Below are 21,073 nucleotides of genomic sequence, written 5' to 3'. Positions count from 1 at the left end.
TTGCCTGCGGAAAAGGCCGGGGGCGGTGCCAAGGCCAATGGCCCGCCCCCGGCTGGCGGTCAGCCGCCGTACTTCAGGTTCAGGATGGCACCGGCCGTGTCACTGCTCACGCTGCTGGTATCGTTGAAGAGCTGGAGCACGGGATCGGACGCGCTGTTGTTCTCGATGTCGTATTTGATGGAGAACTGCTTGAGCAGCTTGTCCACATAATCGGGATCCTGAAGCTCCTCGATGTCGATATGCTTGGAAATCAGCGCCGCCTGGGCTTCGATGCCCGCGTTCGACATCTCGTCAGGGATGTTATAGGTGGCCTTCACCACCTTATAGAGCGCCTCATCCGCCAGGATGCTGTAGGCGGATGTCACCGTGGATGCGTTGCGCTTGAAATAGAGCGCCAGCTGAACGCCGGTGTCGCTCGCGCCCGCATTGTCTTCCATGGTCTGCTGGGCGTACTTCGTCTCGACCGTCGACACGGTATCGCTGCTGACGGCTTCGCCGTAGGTGAGGGATTGGAAGGCCTGGGCGAAGGCCTTGAAGCGGCCGTCGGACAGGCTGTTGGCAAAGCTGCTGTCGTCCGTGAGGTCGCTTTCCAGCACCTTCTTCATATAGGCCTTGGCATAGGCCATGTCCTCAAGGCCATAGGCCTTCATGGCATAGGTGAAGACCCGGTAGTTGTTCACGAAATCATCGACGCTCGTGATGCTGCCGATGGACTTCTCGAAGTTGGCCGTCTCCAGCTTGGTGGAGCCGGTGGTCGCTTCCTGTTCGAGCGCCTTGTCGTAATTCTTCGAGAGGTAGGAGTAGGTGAGGTAGGTGGAGCCAAGGTCGATCGTCATGGGACACCCGGTGTGGTGACCCGTGCCGGGCGGCACGGGCAAGGGACGAGCCAACCGGAAATCGGCCGGCTCACGGGCGAGCTGCGCCCGCCTGCCCCACCACAGAGGGAAGACGCACTCACATAGCCAGATACTGGCTGTAGCTGTGCAGAACCTGTGCCCGCGAACGAATGGGCTCGTCCGTGTACCGCGCGTTGGCATTCTCCTCCTGGCCGGGGCCGGGGAGGTGCTGCTCGTTGGGCTTCTGGGTGTCCGTCGCGGTCGGGTCGGACGCCGCCTCGACGCCGGTCTCGCGCTTCTTGTCCGCTTCGACCTGAACATGGCTGCGGGCGCCGGACGTCTCCACCGCAATACGCGAGGAGAGGTCGATCAGAACCGCGCCGGCATTGGCCGCATCGATCACCTTCGGAGCGGCGATTCCCTGCTGCTCGGCACGGGCGGCCAGCGCATAGGCCTTCTGCTCGTCGGAGGGCTCACCACCCTTGCCCACGGCGGAGCGGGCGCGGGCGAGATCGCCCACCTGCACGGCGGTGATGAGTGCGCCATAGCCGGACCGGCGGTCGGAGGAGGCGTCGGCCGTGCCAACCTGCCGCAGTGCAGCGGTGCCCTGAGGATCGTTGACCTGCATCTGCGCGAGATAGCGCTGCGCGGCAGCCATATCGCCGGCGAGGACGGCGGCGGCCATGTTTTCCGCAAGTTCACGCGCCTGCTTGGCAGCGAACTGCAGGGTCACGCTCTCAGCCGGTGTCACAGGTTGAACTGACATGCCAATTCTCCGCCTGCAGAACTCCGCCCTCGCGACCCCGCAATCGGAAGGCAATCGTACAGCGTTATGAAACTGGAATGAGTGTATCTTGCCTGAAGCTAACCCGCGCATGAATTTCACTCCGCTCCGGGAGCCCAATTCCGCGCCTCTTCGACGTGAACCCCTTGAGAAACCGAAATCTTCGGTTCCTCCATTCGGGGGCACGCGCAGTCGGGTTTGATCACGTTTTTGTGAATACGTGATGTCGGTGCCACACATTCCTTGCGCTGCACCATGGTGAACCGGCGGCGACAGGCCCCGCCGGTTCCTTTTGCGTCAGCGTCCGAGGCCCGCCATGCGCGGCAGCCAGAGGGTGAGCTCGGGAATGTAGGTGATGGCCAGAAGCGCCAGCATCAGCGGCACCAGCCACGGCAGGATGGCCATGGTGGTGCGCTCCACCGAGAGCTTCGCCACCCGCGCCAGCACGAACAGCACCATGCCGAGCGGCGGGTGCAGCAGACCGATCATCAGGTTCAGCGTCATGATGAGCCCGAAGTGGATCGGATCGATGCCGAGCTTCAGCACGATGGGCAGCAGGATCGGCACCAGGATGGTGATGGCGGCGATGGTGTCGATGAAGCAGCCCACGAACAGGATCAGCAGGTTCGCCAGCGCCAGGAACACCCATTTGTTCTGGGTGAAGCCGAGGATGGCATCCGAGAGGGCCTGTGCCGCCTGGCTGGCGGTGAGGAGCCAGGCAAAAATGGAGGCGGCCGTGACGATGAACAGCACCGAGGCGGTGGTCTCGATGGTGTCGAAGGTCGCCTTGGCGAGCGCGCGCAGCGTCATGGAGCGGTAGCGCACGAGACCGAGGAAGAGCGACCAGATCACCGCAGCCACGGCGGCTTCCGTCGGCGTGAACCAGCCGAGCGTCATGCCGCCGATGAGGATGACCGGCGCCATCAGCGCCATCACGGCGGAGAAGTCGAAGTACCAGTCCGCCGCCAGCAGGATCGCGAGCGCAATCATCACCGAGGCGTTGATGGAGAGGCCGAGCTCCACCAGCACGTAGACGCCGATGGGAAACAGCGCCACCACGAAGACCTCAAGCCCCGCCCCGCCGAGCTGGCGCCAGGAGAATTTGGCGTCGCTCCCCCATTTGTTGCGGTGCGCGAACCAGGCGACGGTCGCCATCATCATGAGCGTCATCACCGCGCCGGGAATGACACCGCCGAGGAAGAGCGCGCCGATCGAGACATTGGCGAGCATGCCATAGATCACGAAGGGCAGGGATGGCGGGATGATGGGCCCGAGGGTCGCGGAGGCCGCTGTTACACCGACCGAGAATTCAGTCGAATAGCCATGGTCCTTCATGGCCTTGATCTCGATGGTGCCGAGGCCGGCAGCATCCGCGATGGCCGTGCCGGACATGCCCGAGAAGATCACCGAGCCGATGATGTTCACTTGCCCGAGGCCGCCGCGCATCCAGCCCACCAGCGCCACGGCGAAGGAATAGATGCGTCCCGTCACGCCGGCGATGTTCATGAGATTGCCTGCGAGGATGAAGAAGGGCACGGCGAGGAGCGGGAAGCTCTCGACGCCGGCGATCATCCGCTGCGCCACCACCACGTCCGGCACGGTGCCGGAGACGGCGATGTAAAGCAGCGAGGACACCGCCATGGAAATCGCCACCGGCACGCCGAACAGCATGAGGGAGAGGAAGGCTCCGATCAGCAGCCACATGGATCAGGCCTCCAGATTGTCAAAGGCTTCGGGGCGTTCGAGCACGCTGTAGCCGCGCCGGAAATTGGCGATCGCCACCTGGATGGCGCGCAGCAGCATGATCACGAAGGCGGCGAACACGCTCCAGTAGACGACGCCCTTGGAGCCTTGGAGCATCACCATGGGCTCGTCGCCCACGAGGCCGACATAGCGCCACAGCAGCCAACTCGCATAAGCGAAGAAGCCGATGCGGATGATATCGACGAGCGTTGCGACCACGCGCCCGGCGCGGGGCGGCAGGAAACGGTAGAGCAGGTCCACCTGGATGTGCCGCGAGAGGCGCACGCACATGGCCGAACCGAGGAAGACGACGCCCACCAGCGTGTAGCTCGCCACTTCCTCGGTCCAGGCATAGCTGTCGTTCAGCACATAGCGGGTGAAGAATTGCAGGAAGACAAGGCCCGCCATCACCCAGAACAGGATCAGCGTGATCCAGTCTTCGGGGGCGTAGGGGGAGAGATCGACCTCGACGTCCTGTTCGAAGGTTTCCGCCAGCTCTTCGCCGGTCACGCGTGTATGCACCTCGGCCGTCATCGGAACTCCGGGCAGTCAGGCAGGAGAGGACCCGGCGGCTCCTGAGGTCCGCCGGGGGGCAGGGCAGGGCGGCCGCGCGAATGGCGCGGCCCGCCGGTCTCACATGCTGCTCTTGAGCGCCTGGATGCGTTCCCAGTCCGCCTTGCGGTAGCCGAAGCTCTCGAACGGGATGTTCTTCATCACCGTGTCGCGGAAGTCGTTGGTGTCCACCTCGACGATGGTGAGGCCCTTCTCCTTGAAGACCGCGATCAGTTCCTTCTCGCGGGCGGCCACTTCCTTGCTGGCCTTGGCGGCCGCTTCCTGCGCCACGTCGGTGAAGATCTTGCGGTCCTCGGGGGAGAGCTTGGCCCAGAGCGAGGGCGAGAGCACCGTGTTCAGATGGTCCACGATGTGACCGGTGAGGATGATGTTCTTCTGCACCTCGAAGAACTTCTTGGCTTCGATGGTGGTCAGCGGGTTTTCCTGCGCGTCCACGGTGCCGTTCTGGAGCGCGAGATAGACCTCGGCGAAGGCGATGGGGGTGATGTTGGCGCCGCAGGCCTTGGGCATGGCGAGATAGGCGGGCGCATCGGGCACGCGGATCTTGAGGCCCTTCATCTCCGCACAGGTCTTGAACAGCTTGTTCGAGGTCGCCTGCCGCACGCCGTAATAGGTGACGGCCACGATGTGGTTGCCCGTCTTGTCCTCATAGCCCTTGGCGAGATCCTTGAAGACGTCGCTCTTGGCATAAGCGAGCAGATGGTCGGCATCGCGGAAGGTATACGGATAATAGGTCACGCCGATGGGCGGATAGGCCTTTCCGGCGAAGCTCGAACCGGAAATGATCATGTCCACGGTGCCGAGCGTCAGCCCCTGATTGAGGTCGCTTTCCTTGCCGAGCTGCGAGGAGGGATAGACGTCGATCTGGTAGCGGCCGTTGGTGCGCTTGGCGATCTCGCCGGCGGCCCAGACCGAGGCGGTGTGGAACGGCTCGGACGGCTCGTAGACGTGAGCCCACTTGAGCTTGGTCTGTGCGGCCGCGGGATCGGCCGCCAGCGGCGACAGGATGAGCGCTGACGCAGCAAGGCAGGCCGCGGCGAGGCCGCGCGAAAACAGGGACATGGGCTTCCTCCAGATGAGCCCGGCCTTGGCAGCCGGTTAAATCGTTTTGATCGACGGACGTGCCGCGCCGTCAATGCGGCCATCGTACTCAGCCCATGCCGCAGGGCAAGCCTGAGGCAAGCCTCGTTCAACTACGAATTAGTATGAAGCACATACGAACGGCAGCGAATGTCCAATGATCGCTGCGCTGCGGTATGGGCGTGACGGCGCGAATGCTGGGCCGTTGCAGGGCGAGGGGAACGGGGACATGAAAATTCAAGACGTTAGAATTGCTTATAAAATAACACTTATTTTGATCCTGGCGGGGGTTATTACGCTGGCCGCGGTCGCTTACCTGAACGGACGTACATCTGCGATCATCGAGCGTTACGCCTATTTGACGGAGAACCAGGAGCCCGCGCTTCTGGCACTGGTCCGGGCCAATATCCGCACCAACAACTGGGAAGCGGGGCTCATGACCTCGATCGCGTATGAAAAACCGGACTTCGAAACCATCCTGAAGACGGTGACCTCCTACAAGGCCGAGATCGACAAGATTCTCGCCGAGGCGGCGCGGCTCGACCCCGAGAATGCGGATTTCTATCGCCGCTACGGCCAGTCGTTCGAGCAGCCCTATAATGAGGTGGTTCGCGGCATCAAGCTGGCGCAGGCGGGCAATATCGCCGAGGCGCGCGCCATCGCGCAGACGGCCGTGCCCCAGATCGCCGCCGTGCGCCGCTCCTCGACGCCGGTGATCGACAAAGCGGGAAAGGTCATCCTCGAAACCTCCAATGATCTTAAGGCCGACACGTCGTCCGCCCGCCTGCTGAGCTATGTGCTCATCGGCGGCAGCACCGTGCTGGCCATCGTCGTCGGCTTCCTGCTGGCCCAGTTCTCCATCGCCCGGCCGATCCATCGGCTCGGCGAGCTGATGCACCGCGTGGCCGATGGCGACCTGTCGGTGACCATCGTCGGCCAGGACCGCAAGGATGAGGTCGGCGGCATGGCCAAGGCGCTGGCGGTGTTCCGCGAGAAGGCCGAGCGCGCCGTGGAGATGGAAGGCCGCCAGAAGGAGATGGAGCAGGCGGCCCAGCAGCGCCGCAAGACGGAACTCGGCGAACTGGCCTCGCTGTTCGAGAGCGCCATCGGTGGCATCGTCACGACCGTTTCGGCCTCCACGGACCGTCTCGAAGGGGCGGCGGCGACGCTGTCCCAGACCGCGACCACCACCCGCTCGCTCTCCGGCGAGGTGGCGAGTGCGTCTGATCTCGCGACGGCCAACGTGAAGTCGGTGGCGGTTGCGGCCGAGGAGCTTTCGAGCTCGGTGGCCGAGATCGCCCGTCAGGTGCAGTCGTCGAGCGAGATCGCCGCCGAGGCGGTGACGCAGGCCCAGCGCACGGACACCCGCATCGGCGAGCTCTCGCAGGCGGCCCGGCGCATCGGGGATGTGGTGGAACTCATCAATGCCATCGCCTCCCAGACCAACCTCCTCGCGCTCAACGCCACCATCGAGGCGGCACGGGCGGGCGATGCCGGCAAGGGGTTCGCGGTCGTGGCCTCCGAGGTGAAGGAGCTTGCCACCCAGACGGCAAAGGCGACGGGCGAGATCGGCGACCAGATCACCCAGATCCAGACCGCCACCGCGGACTGTGTGTCGGCGATGAAGGAAATCGGCGACACCATCAACCGCATCGCCGGCATTGCACAGGCCATCGCTGCGGCGGTCGAGCAGCAGGGCGCTGCGACGCTGGAGATCAGCCGCAACATCCAGCAGGCAGCGGCCGGCACGGAACAGGTGAGCGCCAACATCGCGCAGGTCACCCGCGGGGCTGCCGAGACCGGCGAGGCGTCAGGCGCCGTGCTCGATTCCGCCCGCGCACTGAGCAACGAGGGCGAACACCTCAAGGCGGAAGTGGACCGCTTCCTCGCCACGGTGCGCGCCGCCTGACCCGGCGGCCGGACTAGCTCAGAAGGAAAAGGCCCGCCGGATCGCCGGCGGGCCTTGATCGTTCCGTGAGGGACTGTACCGGTCGCAGCCTAACAGCCGGGAACGGCTTTCTCGTCGATCCACAGCCGGTTCACGTGTCCCATCTTGCGGCCGGGACGGGCTTCGCCCTTGCCGTAGAGGTGCAGATGGGTGCCGGGCTCGGCCAGCAGGGGCAGCCACTGCTCCACATCGTCGCCGATGAGATTGACCATCTCGGCGCGACCGAGCCGGCGGGCATCGCCCAGCGGCCAGCCGGCGATGGCCCGCACGTGCTGCTCGAACTGCGAAGTCACGGCGCCGTCCTGCGTCCAATGTCCGCTGTTATGGACGCGGGGCGCGATCTCATTGACCAGAACGCTCTCGACGCCCTGGTTCGCGACCACGAACAGCTCGACGGCAAACACGCCCACATAGTCGAGGGCGGACGCAATCTGGCAGGCGATGCGCCGGGCATCGCGCATGGCGTCCGCCTGCAACGTGGCCGGCACCGTGGAACGGTGCAGGATATGGTCGCGATGGACGTTCTCGGTCACGTCAAAGGCGGCGAACGCATCGTCCGCACGCCGCGCGGCGACGATGGAGACCTCGCGCACGAAGGGCACGAAGCCTTCAAGGATCGCCGGCTGGCGCCCGATGGCCTCCCACGCGCCCGCAACATCATCGCCCGGCCGCAGCGTCACCTGTCCCTTGCCGTCATAGCCGAATCGCCGGGTCTTCAGCACCGCCGGCAGTCCGATGGCGGCGACCGCAACCTCGAGGCCCGGCAGATCATCGACGGAGGCGAAGGGCGCGGTGCCGATGCCAAGGTCGCGCACGAAGCTCTTTTCCAGCAGGCGATCCTGCGTGATGGCGAGCGCCTTGGCGCCGGGCAGGACCGGCACGTGCATGGACAGGCGTTCGGCCGTCGCGAGCGGCACGTTCTCGAATTCGTATGTCACCACATCGACGCCGGCAGCGAAGCGGTCGAGCGCGTCGAAGTCGTCATAGGCGGCGCAGACGTGCGCGTCGCACACCTGAAAGGCGGGGCTGTCGGCATCGGGGCACAGAACGTGCGTCTTGAGACCGAGCGGCGCGGCGGCGAGGGCAAGCATGCGCCCCAGCTGACCGCCGCCGAGGATGCCAATGGTCGAACCGGGCTTGAGCATGATCAGGAGGGACGCTCCGCCACCGCATCCGTGCGCGCGGCGCGCCATGCGGAGAGACGCTCGGCGAGCGCCTCGTCGGACGTCGCGAGGATCGCGGCCGCCAGAAGGCCGGCGTTGGTTGCGCCCGCCTTGCCGATGGCCAGCGTGCCGACGGGAATGCCGGCCGGCATCTGCACGATGGAATGCAGGCTGTCGACGCCTTGCAGCGCCTTCGATTCCACGGGAACGCCGAGGACGGGCAGGGGGGTGAGGGCCGCGACCATGCCGGGCAGGTGCGCCGCGCCGCCGGCACCGGCGATGATCACCTTGAACCCCTCGGCTTTCGCGTCCTTGGCGAAGGCATACATGCGGTCAGGCGTGCGATGCGCCGATACGATCCGCACGTCATGGCCGACGCCGAGCTGCTCGAGAATTTCCACCGCATGGCGCATCGTGTCCCAATCGGACTGGCTGCCCATGATGACGGCCACCGGCCGCTGCCCCATCGCGTTCGTCCCCGCAAAGGAAAGCGCGGCTTTATCGGATCGGGACTGCCGGGGCAAGGGGGAATCGCTCCCGGTCCGCTCCCCTACTCGGCGCGCTGGCGCACCCGTCCGCCGCCGCTCCGGGCAAGGCCCGAGCCCCGCCCGTCCACGTCGGACACCTCTTCGCCCATGACCGTACGGTTCCGGCCGCCGGTCTTGGCGGCATAGAGCGCAATGTCGGCGCGCTTCATCCATTCGTCGGCATTGTCGTCGGTGGCGTGCTCGGCGACGCCGAGCGAGGCGGTCACCGAGATCGTTCGTCCATCACGTAGCGTCACCGCCGTGTCGGCGATCCGCCAGCGCAGCCGTTCTGCCTCCTCGTAGGCGTCGCTCTCCGTGACACCTGGCAGGAGAATGGCGAACTCCTCGCCCCCAACGCGCGCCGCCCGGCCGGCATAAGCCGACATGGCCCGTGCCACGGCGGTCAGGACCACGTCGCCGCCGTCATGTCCGTAGGTGTCGTTGACCTGCTTGAAGTGGTCGATGTCGAGCAGGATCACGGAGGCCACGATGCCATGACGCAGCAGGTCTTCCGCCTGGATGAAGAAGGCGCGGCGGTTCAGCAGTCCGGTCAGCCCGTCGCGGGTCGCGAGCCGGACCAGTTCGCGCCGCGCCTGATTGAGCCGCTCGGCGGCGCGAAGGCGGGCGTCCAGTTCCATGGGGGCGGGGGGCTTGCGGATGAAATCGTCCGCGCCGCTGTCCAGAGCCTCCGCCAGATGGTCCGCGTCGTTGCTGGAGGACATGGCGATCACGTAGAGCGGGCGATCGCCGTTCGCGATCAGCCGTGCCTCCCAGCACAGCTGGATGCCGGGCACACCGGGTGTCTCGAAGCTGGTCATGAGCAGGTCGATCTCCGACCCGCCGTGCAGATAGGCCAGCGCCTCAAGGCCGTCGCTGAAGCAGACCACCTCGTGGCCATTATCCGTGAGCATCCGGCCAATGAGCTTGAGCGTGACGCGGCTCGCATCCACCAGGACAATTCGCATGCTCACCACCCTCTGCACTATGACGAGGTGCGCGACTGAAAATGCAGGGCCGGGCATGCGGCGCGGTCGCGCGCAGGTGAACCTCCGCGGCCGAGCGCTGTCGCATCCGCCGTGCCCCACGGAATCAGAAGGCAAAGCGCATGCTAGAGCGCTGTCACGCACGATCCATGACAGACAGGGCTATGGGATGTTTCCGGCGGCGGTGCAACGATACATTCAGCCGCGCTTGCAATAAGGCGGTCCCACGGACAGGCTCAGCCTGAAGGCGCGGTGCGCCCGCGGCGACTGGCGGGCCGTCCATATGGGCCGGACCTGCGGAGCGCGGGCACACCGCACAAACGCGAAGGGCGGCCACTGGCCGCCCTTGGGTCGTCCTCAGCCGCCACGCAGCGCGCGGCCGCCGCCGCCGCGGGCGAGGCCGGCGCGGGGCGCGTCCGGGTCCATGATCTCCTCGGACATGACCACGCGGTTGCGCCCACCGGCCTTCGCGGCATAGAGCGCGATGTCCGCGCTCTCCATCCACTCGTCCACATTGTCATCGGGCTTGCGTTCGGCGACGCCGAGGGAGGCCGTGACGGTGATCAGTTGCCCATTGGGCATGGTGACGGCCTGATCGGCGATCGACCAGCGCAGGCGCTCGCCTTCCTCCACCGCCTCGGCCTCGGAAAGGCCGGGTAGCAGCACGGCGAACTCCTCGCCGCCGATGCGCGCGGCCATGCCCTGGTAGCGCTTCATCGACTGCGCCACCTTCATCACCACGGTGTCGCCGCCGGGATAGCCGTGGGTCTCGTTGATGTGACGCAGCAGGTCCACGTCGAGCAGGATGACGGAGGCCTTGGTGCGGTTGTGGATCATGTCCTCGGCGCGGGCGAAGAAGGTGCGCCGGTTCAGCAGATCGGTCATGGCGTCGCGGGTGGCGAGGCGGACCAGTTCGCGCTGGGCGAGGTTCATGCGCTCGGCGGCGCGCAGACGGGCCTCGAGTTCCACCGGGGACGGCGGCTTGCTGACGAAGTCGTCCGCGCCGCTGTCCAGCGCTTCGGCCAGATGGTCGGCGTCGTTGTTGGACGACATGGCGATCACGTAGAGCGGGCGGCCGCTGCTGGCGATCAGCCGCGCTTCCCAGCAGAGCTGGATGCCGGACACGCCGGGAATTTCGAAGCTGGTCATGAGCAGGTCGATCTCGGCCCCGCTCTGCAGATAGTTGAGGGCCTCGCCGCCATCGCTGAAGGCAACGACGTCATGCCGGCTTTCGAGCAGCGTCTTGGCGAGGAGCTTCAGCGTGACGCGGCTCGCGTCGACCAACATAATCCGCATGGGGCCCAACTCATGGAAGCAAAGAACTGTGGTTAGCTGAACAGTAACTCTGCCGGGGTGGGCTGCGCCATAAAGCCCGCCCTTGATTTGGCGCCATTCTGGCGACGAGGCGGGTGCAATATTTCCATATTGGCGGATATGTGCCGGACAAACAGTTACAACACAGGTTTCCGCAATATGGCAAAAGGTCGCCAGAGTTGAAACTCTAGGACAAGTCTGCAACAGCGGCATGATGGGCAGGGCGCAAACCGCCCCGCCCTCCGGCCTCGTTCACCGAATCCAGGTGGCGGAAATCCGCGCATAGGTGCCGTCGTTGAGGCGCAGATGCAGCCACTGGTCCACGAAGGCCTTGAAGACCTCATCGCCCTGCGGAAGCAGGAAGGCCTTCTCGCTGAAGGTGAAGGGCTTGTCCGGATGCACGGCGCACAGGCCGGGATGGCGCTTTTCCTGCAACCTGGTCTCGATGGCGTCGGTCATCATGAGGTCGGCGCGACCGGCCAGGATTTCCTCGAAGATCGTGGTGTTGTCGGGGAAGACAACGATCTTGGCATTCTTCAGCGAGGCGCGGGCAAAGCTCTCGTTGGTGCCGCCAGGATTGACCACGGCGGTGACGCCCGGCTTGTCGATATCCGCTAGCGTCTGGAATTTCGAGACATTCTCGCACTTGGTGATGGGCGTCTTGCCGTCCACCATGATGGGAATGGAGAAATAGGCCGCCTTCTGGCGCGGCAGCGTGATGCTGATGCCGCCCATGGCGATGTCGCAGGCGCCGCCGGTGAAGTCCTTCATGAGGTTCGACCAGGAGGTCTTCACGAACTCCACCTTGACTCCGAGCGCGGTGCCGAGGTCGTTCGCGAGATCGATGTCGATGCCTTCGAACTTGCCGGTGGCCGGATCGAGATAGGTGAAGGGGCGGTAGTCGCCCGTGGTGCACACCTTCAGCGCGCCAATCTTCTGCACCTGCTCGAGGTGACTCTCCTGCGCCCGTGCGGGTGTGCCGAGGGCGAATGCTGCCAGCAGCAGCCCGGTGCCCAGCGCCTTCAGCCTGCGGTGAATCATGTGGTGCTCCTCCCGTCTTTGCGGTGCCCCACCTCATCACGGGCACGGGGCGGACGGGAAGGGACCGCGCCGACTTATCGCCAGCGGCGATGCAGCCAAAGCCACTGTTCGGGATATTGCCGCACCCAGTCCTCGATCACGGAAGTGACCACCTGCATCGCTGGCTGCACGTCGATCCGGCCTTCCGCGTCGCGCGGCAGAATGACTTCCTCGGTGATCTCGATGCGGAAGCGGTTCCTCGGCAGACGGATGACCCGCATGCCATGGACCGGGCAGTCGAACTGCCGGGCGAGGCGGGCGAGGGTGGGATTGGTGGCGGCGGGGCGGCCGAAGAAGTTCACGGTGACGCCCTGCCCCCAGTGCTGGTCCACCAGCATGCCGATGTGCTGGCCCTCCTCCAGCATCTGCGCCATCTGCCGACCGGCCGAGCGGCTGGCGCGGATGAGGCCCGGCATGGTCTTCTCGCGCATGGCGAGCACAACTTCGGCGGCCTTCTGGTTGTTGGGCGCGCGATAGAGCACGCCGCCGGGCACGCCGAGCTTTTCGCCGGTGATGGCGTTGAGCTCCCAATTGCCGGTGTGGGCGGTGAAGAAAAGGGCCGGCCGGCCATCGTCGCGCAGGCGGGCCATGATTTCGGCGCCGACCAGTTCGATGGTGCCCGCGCCGGGGCGGGCCGGGTCATAATCCCAGATGCGGTCGAGGACGGCGAACTCGCCGGCGACGCGGCCGAGATTGTCCCAGCAGCCTGCGACGATGGCCTCGATCTCCCGCCGGCTCTTCTCGGGGAAGGCGGCCCTCAGATTGCCCCGCGCCACCTTGCTGACGAGGAACCAGGGGCCGAACACGCGCGCCAGCGTGCCGATGATGTTGGACGACCAGGAGACGGGATAAAGCCGCATCCACCAGATGGACGCGCGCACATAGCCGGCTACGAACGTATCGAAAGCCGGCTGCATGCGGCGCGCAAACCGGCGCCACAGCTGCTTTGCGTGACCCACGCTGGTCTCCCGGCGGATCGGCTCAGAACTTTACGAGGATCTTGCCGAACACCTTGCGGCTTTCCAGTCGCTCGAGGCCGGCATTGAAATCCGCGAGCGGCACCACGGTGTCGATCACCGGCTTCACGCCCCGGCCCATCTTCTCGAGGCCGTCGGCCACGTTCCGGATGGTCGCGCCGAAGGAGCCGAAGATCTTGTACTGGCGCTGGAAGAGCTGCATCAGGTTCATCTGCGTCGAGACGCCGGAGGTGGAGCCGCAGGTGACAAGGCGGCCGCCGGGCTTCATGGAGAGCAGCGAGCCCTGCCAGGTGTCCACGCCCACATGCTCGAACACCACGTCCACGCCCACCTTCTTGGTGATCTTGCGGACCATGTGCTCGAAGCGCTCGGTCTTGTAGTTGATGACGTGATCGGCGCCCAGAGCCTCGGCCTTGGCGGCCTTCTCGTCATCGCCCACGGTGGTGATGACGGTGGCGCCCACGTCCTTGGCAAGGCGTATGGCCGCCGAGCCGATGCCCGAGCCGCCGGCATGCACGAGGACGGTCTCGCCCTTTTCAAGCTTGGCATTGTCGAACAGCATGTGCTCGACGGTGGAGAACGTGATGCCGGCGCAGGCCGCTTCCTCGAAGGTCACGCCCTCGGGGGCGGGAATGACGAGGCGCTCGGGCATGTTCAGCACGTCGCGGGCGAAGCCGTCCACGTGGAAGCCGAGCACGCCGCCCACGTTCTCGCAGAGATTGTCGCGGCCCTTGAGGCAGTTGGAGCAGTGGCCGCAGGTCAGGGCGCCATACATGGAGACGGTCTGGCCGACCTTCAGGCCGCGCACGTCGGCACCCAGCGCGACGATCTCGCCGGCCGCTTCCGCACCCACCACCAGCGGCATCTTGCGCTTGGCAAAGGCCATGCCGCGCCAGCCCCACACGTCGATGTGGTTGAGGGCGAGCGCCTTCACGCGCACCTGCACCTCGCCGGCGCCGGGGGCGTCGGGCTCGGGCAGGTCGACGAGCTGGAGCGAACGGTCGGAAACGAGTTGAAGGGCGCGCATGTTGGTCCTGACGAGGTTCAGCGGTGGGCGGCGAGCGTGGCGGTGAGGCCGCCGTCCACCGGGATCACGGCGCCGGTGATATAGCTCGCGCCGGGCGAGAAGAGAAAGGCGGCAACCTGTGCCACGTCGTCCGGCTGGGCGAAACGGCCGGCCGGAATCTGGCTTTCGAGGCGCGCGCGATGATCGGCGAACTTCGCCAGCATGGCGGTGTCGATGAAGCCGGGGGCGATGTAGTTCACGGTGACGCCGCGCTTGGCGCTTTCGACCGCAAGCCCGCGCACATGGGCGAGCAGGGCCGCCTTGGAGGCCGCATAGGCCACATTGCCCGGATTGGCCTGGAGTGCCGCCACCGAGCCGATGGCGACGATGCGGCCTTCCCGCGCGCGGGTCATGGGCCGCACCAGGGCGCGGCTGAGGCGCACGAAGGCGAAGTGGTTCACCTGCATGACCGCTTCGGCCTTGTCCTGGTCCACCATGGCGGCGAGCGTGTCGTAGGACGCCCCGGCATTGTGGCAGAAGCCGTAGAAGGTCTCGCCATTCTCCAGTTCTTCGGCCAGTGCCTCAACGGCGGCCCGGTCGGCGAGATCAACGGCGCGGGCGCTCACCTCGGCGTCGGGCAGATCAGCTGTGATCGCCGCAATCAACGCCTCGGCCTCGGCTCCGGCGCTGCGGTATGTGAAGGTCACCGCGAAGCCCTGTGCGGCGAGCGCACGGACGATGGCGGAGCCGAGGCCCCGCCCGCCGCCGGTGACGAGAACGCGTTTCTTCGGTTCGCTCACGCGGGCTCACCCGCAATGACCAGACACACGTTCTGGCCGCCGAAGCCGAAGGACGACGAGATCACCCGCTTCACCTCGGCGTCACGGGCGACATTCGGCACCACGTCCAGCGGAATGGCCGGATCGGGCACGTGGTAGTTGATGGTCGGCGGGATACGGCTGTTCTGGATGGTCAGCAGCGAGAAGGCCGCCTCGATGGCGCCGGCGGCAGTGAGCGTGTGGCCGATCATCGACTTGTTGGACGAGATGGGCACGTTCTTCAGCTGCTCGCCGAACACCGCCGAGAAGCCCACATGCTCCATGCGGTCGTTCTCGGGGGTCGAGGTGCCGTGGGCGTTGATGTAGCCCACATCCGCGATGGTGACGCCGGCATCCGAAAGTGCCCGGTTGATGCAGCCGATGATGGGCTTGGCATCCGGGCTGGAGCGGGTGCGATGGAAATTGTCGGCCATCTCGCCGGCGCCTTCCAGCACGCCGAGGATCCTGGCGCCGCGCGCCTTGGCGTGCTCGTAGCTCTCCAGCACCAGCGCCGCTGCGCCCTCGGCCATGACGAAGCCGTCCCGGTTCTTGGCGAAGGGCTTGGAGGCCTCGGCGGGATTGTCATTGGCGGTGGTAAGGGCCGAGAGCAGCGAGAAGCGGATGAGCGCTTCGGGATGCACCGAGCCGTCCGTGCCGAGGGAGAGCGCAACATCGCACTCGCCGCGCCGGATCGCCTCGACGGCGAGCTGGATGGCGGTGGCGCCCGACGCGCAGGCCGTGGACAGGGAGATCGGTTGGCCCCGCGTCCCAAAACGGTCGGCAAGCGCATCGGCCACAGAGCCGAACAGGAAACGCTCGTGCCAGGGACGGAACTTGCCGGTGGCGGCTGCGCCGAGGAGGTCGTGGTAGACCATCGGGCGGTGGGTCACGACTTCCGCCAGCTGCCGGCGCTCGGGCCACTCGATCTCGACCGGCGGAACGGCCGCGAACAGGGGACCGGGGAAATCGCCATTGCCGCCGATGCCGGCCTCGGAAATGGCTTCCTCTGCGGCGAGCGTCGCGAGCTTCTCGGACAGGTTCGGGGCGGCGACGCGCTCGTCGAACAGGAAGTCCACCGTGCCCGCAATGGTCGTGCGCATGCCCTCAACGGGGAAGCGCGTGATGCGGTGGATGCCCGACTCGCCGGCCGTCAGCTTCTTCCAGTTTTCGGCCTTGCCCTGCCCGAGGGAGGTGACGATGCCGATGCCGGTCACGACCACGATGGGGCGGCCGAACTTGTCGTTATAGGTCTGCGCCATGGGCGCCTCCTGATCTGAGCGGCCCGCGCGCGGCGGGCGGAACTTGGCCCAAACCTAATGCGCCGGAGCGATTTTTCACCCTTGAAACGAAGCCGCCCGGACGAAAAACATCCGGGCGGCCCGCATAACTCTGAAGATCGCCGCGCGAGCGGTCTGCCTCAGCCAGCCTTCTCGACCAGCGCCGCGCCTTCGCCGCGCCAATGGCCGACGGAGGTGACGATGACGCGCTCCAGCGCGCCATCCTGAGCCGTCTCGAGCGGCGAGGCCGCGAGCGGGGCGATGGCCGCACCGCGTGACAGGCTGAGCGCGGCAAGCGCGATCACCGCGGAGAACTGCGCCTCGAAGCCATGGCCAATGCGATTGGTCGCGACGCGCACCGGGAGGCCGGCCGCCTTGAGCGCCTCGCCCTCGGCTTCCGTCGCGCCGGGCGCACCGGTGGCGGCCGAATAAACGACCGTGCCCGGCGTCTTGCCGGCGTCGGCAATCAACTCGCCCACCTTGGCGGCGACCGTTCCCGCCTCAGTGCGGCGGGCGCGTTCGGACCATACGCCGGACAGCTTGGCGATGGGCTTGGCGCCACGGGCCGTGGCGTGCTCGGGCGATTCGAGGACGAGGAAGGCGCCCATGGAGCCGGACGGAATGCCGGGCGCGGTCTCGGCACCCAACACCGGCCGGTAGTCGCCGGTCATGCACAGGTCGTTGAGCGCATAGAGGAGGAGCATGTCCTCGCGCTCGGCATTGTAGGCACCGCCCACGAGGCCGATCTCGCTCTGGCCGGCGGCAATGCGCGAATAGGCGACGCGCGCCGCGTCCACACCGGCGCTCTCCTCGCCCATGAAGGTGCGCGAGGAGCCGGTGACGCCGTGCACGATGGAGATGTTGCCGGCGAGCAGGTTGGAGAGCTGGGCCAGCGACAGGGTGGGGCGCAGGTCCGAGAGCAGACGCTCGTTCAGCGAGCGGCCCCAGTCGTTGGAGGCCAGCAGATCGTTGAGGATCGCCGCGTCCACCTGGAAGTCGCGCTCGCCGCCGCCGGCGGCCACGACCATGTCGGTGCGGCCGAGGATCTCCGGGTTCTTGGCGATGCCGGCGGAATCGAGCGCAAGGCCGGCCGCATAGGTGCCGATGCGCTGCCACGCCTCCATCTGCCGCTGATCGCCCTTCTTGGGGATCTGCTGGTCATAGTTCAGCTTGACCAGCGGATGGACGATGTAGGGCTTGAAGCTCTCTGTATCGACAACCGGGGTCGCGCCTTCAGCCAGCGCTGTCCAGTGGGCGTCCAGTCCCTCGCCAAGCGAGGTGACAAGGCCGATGCCGGTGATCCAGACGTCGCGCTGGCCCGGCTTCCTGTCGTCATGCATCGGCGAAGTCCGCCAGCGGGAATTCCACGCGCTCGGCCACCTTCAGCACCACGTCCTTCATGCGGCCCTCCGGCCAGGGCAGGACGCGGAACACCAGCTCCGCATTGCACACCGGCTTGCCTTCGATGAGCGCCTTGGTCTGCGCCACCACGAAGCCGGAGCCCTCGTGTAGGATGCGCGAGTGGAGGTCGAGCATCTGGCCGGGCACCACGAAGGTGCGCAGCTTGGCTTCCTTCACCGTCGCGAGGAACGGCATCTTGTCGAAGCGGTTGCGGGCGAGCACCAGCCAGCCCGTGGTCTGGGCCATGGCCTCGATCAGCAGTACCCCCGGCATGATCGGGTGGCCGGGAAAGTGCCCCTCGAAGATGGAGCTCTCGTGCGGGACCAGACCTTCGCAGTGGATGGTCTCAAGGCCGGGATCGATGGCGACCACGCGGTCCACCATCTTGAAAACTTCAGGGCGCATTCGCTCCGTCCGACGTCATGCCAACGGCAGCGGCGAGGGCCGTTGCCGCGTGGGTTTCGCTCAAGCGCCGCGCAGGCTTGAATGGTCCGGCGGGCGGGTGCCCGCCGGGAAAGGGCCTCAGGCGGTCTTCGCAGCGACCAGTTCGTCGATCCGGGCGCAGAGGTTCTTGAGCACGAAATACTGCTCGGTGGTCGCCTTGCCGTCGTTCACTTCCTGCGTCCACTGCTCGAGAGGCAGCTTGATGCCGAACGCCTTGTCGATGGCGAAGGCGATGTCGAGGAAGTCCAGGCTGTCGATACCGAGATCGTCGATGGCATGGCTTTCCGGCGTGATCGTGTCACGCGGGATGTCGCAGGTCTCGGCGATGATGTTGGCCACGGTATCGAACGTTGAAGACATCAGTACGCCTCTTTGAATGGTCTCGGCCGCTGGGTGCGCGGCCGACTCGCTTGCGCGAGAACGGCAGCCACGGCAAAGGGTGGCCGGGTGGCCTCATATTGAATCGTCGTGGCCCCTATAGCGAAGGCCGTTCCCGGTTTCAATGGCACCGCCTGCGGAGGACGGTAAAGCGCGCCGTTCAGGCTCCGACCAGCGCCCGCTCCAGAAGCAGGTCCGCGGCGCCTTCGACCTCGTTGGTGCCGATGAGACCCGCGCCGGCCGCAAGGCGGGTGCGCGCGAAGGCCTCGGCTACCGCAGCCGGAGCCTGTCGGGCGAGGGCGGCGGTGGCGGCGAGAATCGCAATGCGCTGGGCCGCAAGGCGTGCGTGGCGTTCGGGCTCCGGGTCGCGCAGCAGGCCGGATACCTGCCGGATGGTCGCCGTCACGCCCGGCAGGCCGCCGGCCTCGCGACCGAGGTCGTCGAGCAGCAGCGCCATGGCCTGCGGATCGCGGCCGGCGGCGCGCAGCAGATCGAGCGCCACCACCGTTCCGGTGCCTTCCCATATGGCATTCACCGGCGCCTCCCGGAACAGGCGCGGCAGCGGACTGTCTTCCACATAGCCATTGCCGCCCACCGCCTCCATGGCTTCATAGATGAAGTCGGGGGCCGCCTTGCAGACGGCGAACTTCACCGCCGGCGTCAGCAGCCGGGCGCGGGCGGCCTCCTGCGGCGATCCGGCGGCCGCGTCGAAGCTGGCGGCAAGGCGCATCGCGAGCGCCGTCGCCGCTTCCGCCTCCAGCGCGAGGTCGGCGAGCACAAGACGCATGGCCGGCTGCACCACCAGCCGCCGGCCAAACACGCTGCGGTGCCGGGCATTGTGAAGCGCCTCGGACAGTGCCCGCCGCATCAGGCCAGCGGAGGAGACTGCGCAGTCGAGGCGGGTCAGCTGCACCATCTCAAGGATGGTGGCGACGCCTCGCCCCTCGGCGCCGACGCGCCAGGCGAAGGCACGGTCGAACTCTACCTCGGAGGAGGCATTGGAGCGGTTGCCGAGCTTGTCCTTGAGCCGCTGGAGCCGGAGGCCGTTCACGCTGCCATCAGGCCGGAAGCGGGGCATGAGGAAGGTGGTCAGCCCTTCCGGCGCCTGGGCGAGCACGAGGAAGGCATCGCACATGGGCGCGGAAAAGAACCATTTGTGCCCGCTGATCTCATATTCGCTGCCACCGGTGCGGTCCGCGCGGGTGACGTTGGCGCGCACGTCCGTGCCGCCCTGCTTCTCGGTCATCCCCATGCCGAGGGTGACGGCGGTCTTTTCCCAGAAGGGCAGGAAGCGGCCGTCATAGAGGCGGGAGGTGAGGCGCCCCAGCCATTCGGCCTGAAGCTCCGGGGCTGCGGCGAGGGCGGCGGGGGCGGCGTGGGTCATGGTAAGCGGGCAGATGTGCCCCGCCTCCACCTGCGCCGTGAGATAAAGCCGGGCCGCCCGGTGGAGGTGCCGCTCCCCCTGCCAGGTGGCGCAGTGCAAGCCGCCGGCGCTGCTCGCCGCCATCAAGGCGTGGTAGGCGGGATGGAATTCCACCGTATCGAGCCGCTGCCCCCGCGCATCATGGGAGTGGAGGCGGGGCGGGTTTTCGTTGGCCTGCCGGCCGAGGCACATGCGCTCCCGGCTGCCCCACTCGGCGCCCGCGGAGCGCAGATGGGCGGGCACCGGACCATGCGCCCCGAGCGCATCGCGCAGAGCGGCGTCACAGGCGAGAAGGTCCACATCCGTGAAGGGCGGCGGCTGGTTGAAACCCTCCGCCTCCAGTCCGGCCACGGGCGGACGCGTGGCCTCGCGCAAGGAAACTGGCATGGGCACCCTCCCGGGGCTGGGCGGCCTCTTTGCGGGCCGCGACTGGCTCCAGAGTGCGCCCGACACGCGCCTCACGCAAACTGGGCACAGCGGTCCGCGTCGTCGGCCGCGCCCTTTGCGGCTCCCCGACTCTCCCTTAGGCTGCGGCCATGCCCGTGTTCGCGATCATCTGGCCCTGGATCGGCCTCGGTGCCGCCGTCGCGCTGCTTGTGGTCCTGTTCGCCACGGATGGGCTGCAGGCGGATCGCCGCGCCTCCCGCTGGTTTGACCTGCAATGGCTGGTCTGGCTCGCCTTTGCCGCCTACCTGCTGCACCAGTTCGAGGAGCATGGGGTCGATCTCTTCGGCCAGCCCTATGCCTTCCGCACCGATCTCTGCCGCATCCTGAGCTATCGGGACCCGATCGCCTGTCCGGTGCCCTTGTCCTTCATCACGGCGGTCAATGTGGGCACGGTCTGGATCGCGGGTCTGATCTCGGGGCTCCTGGTGCGGCGCATGCCACCCATAGGTCTCAGCTTCTTCGCCATCCCGCTCGTCAATGCGCTGACCCACATCGGGTCGGCGGTTGTGGAATGGCGCTACAACCCCGGCCTCCTGACCGCCTGCGTCCTCTTCGTGCCGCTTAACATCTGGACGCTGTGGGTCGCACGCGCGCGCCTCGGCGCGCCGCTGCGGGCGCTTGGCCTGACGCTTGCCGGCGGAATCGCGGTCCATGCGGTGCTGATGGGATCGCTGATGGCCTTTCTGCGCGGCTATCTTCCGCTCTGGCCGCTGAACGGCCTGCAGGTGCTGAACGGGCTGGTGCCGGCGGCCCTCATGTATCTCGGCATGCGCCGCCTGATGGCGCCGCCCCCACCGCCGCCCGCGCCGCAGCAGCCGCGCCGGCGCAGCGCGCCCCGGCCGAAGCCGCAGCGCGCCGAGGTGGAATAGGG

General features: G+C 66.8%; 20 protein-coding genes. 2 read left to right on the top strand and 18 right to left on the bottom strand.

Annotated features, from left to right (window positions below; all coding sequences use genetic code 11):
- Nucleotides 1-59 precede the first annotated feature (59 nt).
- The 5 genes from AZC_RS12520 to AZC_RS12500 all read right to left on the bottom strand — a co-directional run bounded on the left by AZC_RS12520 (nt 60) and on the right by AZC_RS12500 (nt 4,998).
- Entirely contained in the window at nt 60-836 is a 777-nt protein-coding gene (locus AZC_RS12520; RefSeq protein WP_043879298.1) for a DUF1217 domain-containing protein, read from the bottom strand.
- A 118-nt stretch (nt 837-954) separates the two neighbouring features.
- Nucleotides 955-1,602 carry a hypothetical protein gene (locus AZC_RS25700; protein WP_158304113.1) on the bottom strand — a complete coding sequence of 216 codons (648 nt, stop codon included), beginning with the start codon at nt 1,600-1,602 and terminating at the stop codon, nt 955-957.
- A 315-nt stretch (nt 1,603-1,917) separates the two neighbouring features.
- Nucleotides 1,918-3,324: a TRAP transporter large permease gene (locus tag AZC_RS12510; RefSeq protein WP_012170944.1), complete on the bottom strand. Its 1,407-nt coding sequence runs from the start codon at nt 3,322-3,324 to the stop codon at nt 1,918-1,920.
- Between the two features lie 3 nt (nt 3,325-3,327).
- Entirely contained in the window at nt 3,328-3,897 is a 570-nt protein-coding gene (locus AZC_RS12505; RefSeq protein WP_012170943.1) for a TRAP transporter small permease, read from the bottom strand.
- Nucleotides 3,898-3,996: 99 nt separating this feature from the next.
- Nucleotides 3,997-4,998, bottom strand: a complete 1,002-nt coding sequence (locus tag AZC_RS12500; protein ID WP_012170942.1) for a sialic acid TRAP transporter substrate-binding protein SiaP — start codon at nt 4,996-4,998, stop codon at nt 3,997-3,999.
- Between the two features lie 247 nt (nt 4,999-5,245).
- Between AZC_RS12500 and AZC_RS12495 the strand changes: the two genes are divergently transcribed.
- On the top strand, nt 5,246-6,925 hold the full coding sequence (locus AZC_RS12495; RefSeq protein WP_043879296.1) for a methyl-accepting chemotaxis protein: 1,680 nt from the start codon (nt 5,246-5,248) through the stop codon (nt 6,923-6,925).
- A gap of 89 nt (nt 6,926-7,014) precedes the next feature.
- Here AZC_RS12495 and AZC_RS12490 read toward each other — a convergent pair whose 3' ends face one another.
- From AZC_RS12490 to AZC_RS12430, 13 genes are all read right to left on the bottom strand, one after another.
- Nucleotides 7,015-8,109: a 5-(carboxyamino)imidazole ribonucleotide synthase gene (locus AZC_RS12490; RefSeq protein WP_012170940.1), complete on the bottom strand. Its 1,095-nt coding sequence runs from the start codon at nt 8,107-8,109 to the stop codon at nt 7,015-7,017.
- A gap of 2 nt (nt 8,110-8,111) precedes the next feature.
- Nucleotides 8,112-8,594 (bottom strand): 5-(carboxyamino)imidazole ribonucleotide mutase, encoded by a 483-nt coding sequence (gene purE / locus AZC_RS12485; protein WP_012170939.1) that lies wholly within the window; start codon nt 8,592-8,594, stop codon nt 8,112-8,114.
- A gap of 83 nt (nt 8,595-8,677) precedes the next feature.
- Nucleotides 8,678-9,619, bottom strand: a complete 942-nt coding sequence (locus AZC_RS12480; protein WP_043879294.1) for a GGDEF domain-containing response regulator — start codon at nt 9,617-9,619, stop codon at nt 8,678-8,680.
- Nucleotides 9,620-9,994: 375 nt separating this feature from the next.
- Entirely contained in the window at nt 9,995-10,933 is a 939-nt protein-coding gene (locus tag AZC_RS12475; protein ID WP_043879293.1) for a GGDEF domain-containing response regulator, read from the bottom strand.
- A gap of 270 nt (nt 10,934-11,203) precedes the next feature.
- Nucleotides 11,204-11,992, bottom strand: a complete 789-nt coding sequence (locus tag AZC_RS12470) for a transporter substrate-binding domain-containing protein (RefSeq protein ID WP_012170936.1) — start codon at nt 11,990-11,992, stop codon at nt 11,204-11,206.
- A 74-nt stretch (nt 11,993-12,066) separates the two neighbouring features.
- Complete coding sequence (locus tag AZC_RS12465) at nt 12,067-12,990, bottom strand: lipid A biosynthesis lauroyl acyltransferase (protein ID WP_012170935.1); 924 nt, start codon at nt 12,988-12,990, stop codon at nt 12,067-12,069.
- Nucleotides 12,991-13,012: 22 nt separating this feature from the next.
- Nucleotides 13,013-14,035, bottom strand: a complete 1,023-nt coding sequence (locus tag AZC_RS12460) for a zinc-binding dehydrogenase (protein WP_012170934.1) — start codon at nt 14,033-14,035, stop codon at nt 13,013-13,015.
- Nucleotides 14,036-14,052: 17 nt separating this feature from the next.
- Nucleotides 14,053-14,814: an SDR family oxidoreductase gene (locus AZC_RS12455; protein ID WP_012170933.1), complete on the bottom strand. Its 762-nt coding sequence runs from the start codon at nt 14,812-14,814 to the stop codon at nt 14,053-14,055.
- Nucleotides 14,811-16,091 (bottom strand): beta-ketoacyl-ACP synthase, encoded by a 1,281-nt coding sequence (locus AZC_RS12450; RefSeq protein WP_012170932.1) that lies wholly within the window; start codon nt 16,089-16,091, stop codon nt 14,811-14,813. Before AZC_RS12450 ends, AZC_RS12455 begins: the two co-directional genes overlap by 4 nt.
- A 158-nt stretch (nt 16,092-16,249) precedes the next feature.
- The gene (locus AZC_RS12445; RefSeq protein WP_012170931.1) at nt 16,250-17,449 is read right to left on the bottom strand and encodes a beta-ketoacyl-ACP synthase; all 1,200 of its coding nucleotides are present in this window, start codon (nt 17,447-17,449) and stop codon (nt 16,250-16,252) included.
- Nucleotides 17,442-17,915, bottom strand: coding sequence for a 3-hydroxyacyl-ACP dehydratase FabZ family protein (locus tag AZC_RS12440; protein ID WP_012170930.1), 474 nt, complete (start codon nt 17,913-17,915; stop codon nt 17,442-17,444). The genes AZC_RS12445 and AZC_RS12440 overlap by 8 nt, the downstream gene beginning before the upstream one ends.
- Before the next feature lie 117 nt (nt 17,916-18,032).
- Nucleotides 18,033-18,314 carry an acyl carrier protein gene (locus AZC_RS12435; protein ID WP_012170929.1) on the bottom strand — a complete coding sequence of 94 codons (282 nt, stop codon included), beginning with the start codon at nt 18,312-18,314 and terminating at the stop codon, nt 18,033-18,035.
- 178 nt (nt 18,315-18,492) lie between these two features.
- Complete coding sequence (locus AZC_RS12430) at nt 18,493-20,142, bottom strand: acyl-CoA dehydrogenase family protein (RefSeq protein ID WP_043879292.1); 1,650 nt, start codon at nt 20,140-20,142, stop codon at nt 18,493-18,495.
- A 149-nt stretch (nt 20,143-20,291) separates the two neighbouring features.
- On the opposite strand from AZC_RS12430, the gene AZC_RS12425 reads away from it, so the two are divergent.
- Nucleotides 20,292-21,071 (top strand): HXXEE domain-containing protein, encoded by a 780-nt coding sequence (locus AZC_RS12425; RefSeq protein WP_012170927.1) that lies wholly within the window; start codon nt 20,292-20,294, stop codon nt 21,069-21,071.
- Nucleotides 21,072-21,073: the final 2 nt, after the last annotated feature.

Origin of the sequence: Azorhizobium caulinodans ORS 571 (genome assembly GCF_000010525.1) — a bacterium.
GTDB lineage: Bacteria > Pseudomonadota > Alphaproteobacteria > Rhizobiales > Xanthobacteraceae > Azorhizobium > Azorhizobium caulinodans.
This window is presented reverse-complemented; position numbering and strand designations above follow the sequence as displayed.

Excerpts from the sequence above, each read along its gene's own strand:
- AZC_RS12520 (WP_043879298.1), bottom strand. The coding sequence starts at position 836 with ATGACGATCGACCTTGGCTCCACCTACCTCACCTACTCCTACCTCTCG.
- AZC_RS25700 (WP_158304113.1), bottom strand. The coding sequence starts at position 1,602 with ATGTCAGTTCAACCTGTGACACCGGCTGAGAGCGTGACCCTGCAGTTC.
- AZC_RS12510 (WP_012170944.1), bottom strand. The coding sequence starts at position 3,324 with ATGTGGCTGCTGATCGGAGCCTTCCTCTCCCTCATGCTGTTCGGCGTG.
- AZC_RS12505 (WP_012170943.1), bottom strand. The coding sequence starts at position 3,897 with ATGACGGCCGAGGTGCATACACGCGTGACCGGCGAAGAGCTGGCGGAA.
- AZC_RS12500 (WP_012170942.1), bottom strand. The coding sequence starts at position 4,998 with ATGTCCCTGTTTTCGCGCGGCCTCGCCGCGGCCTGCCTTGCTGCGTCA.
- AZC_RS12495 (WP_043879296.1), top strand. The coding sequence starts at position 5,246 with ATGAAAATTCAAGACGTTAGAATTGCTTATAAAATAACACTTATTTTG.
- AZC_RS12490 (WP_012170940.1), bottom strand. The coding sequence starts at position 8,109 with ATGCTCAAGCCCGGTTCGACCATTGGCATCCTCGGCGGCGGTCAGCTG.
- purE (WP_012170939.1), bottom strand. The coding sequence starts at position 8,594 with ATGGGGCAGCGGCCGGTGGCCGTCATCATGGGCAGCCAGTCCGATTGG.
- AZC_RS12480 (WP_043879294.1), bottom strand. The coding sequence starts at position 9,619 with ATGCGAATTGTCCTGGTGGATGCGAGCCGCGTCACGCTCAAGCTCATT.
- AZC_RS12475 (WP_043879293.1), bottom strand. The coding sequence starts at position 10,933 with ATGCGGATTATGTTGGTCGACGCGAGCCGCGTCACGCTGAAGCTCCTC.
- AZC_RS12470 (WP_012170936.1), bottom strand. The coding sequence starts at position 11,992 with ATGATTCACCGCAGGCTGAAGGCGCTGGGCACCGGGCTGCTGCTGGCA.
- AZC_RS12460 (WP_012170934.1), bottom strand. The coding sequence starts at position 14,035 with ATGCGCGCCCTTCAACTCGTTTCCGACCGTTCGCTCCAGCTCGTCGAC.
- AZC_RS12450 (WP_012170932.1), bottom strand. The coding sequence starts at position 16,091 with ATGGCGCAGACCTATAACGACAAGTTCGGCCGCCCCATCGTGGTCGTG.
- AZC_RS12445 (WP_012170931.1), bottom strand. The coding sequence starts at position 17,449 with ATGCATGACGACAGGAAGCCGGGCCAGCGCGACGTCTGGATCACCGGC.
- AZC_RS12440 (WP_012170930.1), bottom strand. The coding sequence starts at position 17,915 with ATGCGCCCTGAAGTTTTCAAGATGGTGGACCGCGTGGTCGCCATCGAT.
- AZC_RS12435 (WP_012170929.1), bottom strand. The coding sequence starts at position 18,314 with ATGTCTTCAACGTTCGATACCGTGGCCAACATCATCGCCGAGACCTGC.
- AZC_RS12430 (WP_043879292.1), bottom strand. The coding sequence starts at position 20,142 with ATGCCAGTTTCCTTGCGCGAGGCCACGCGTCCGCCCGTGGCCGGACTG.
- AZC_RS12425 (WP_012170927.1), top strand. The coding sequence starts at position 20,292 with ATGCCCGTGTTCGCGATCATCTGGCCCTGGATCGGCCTCGGTGCCGCC.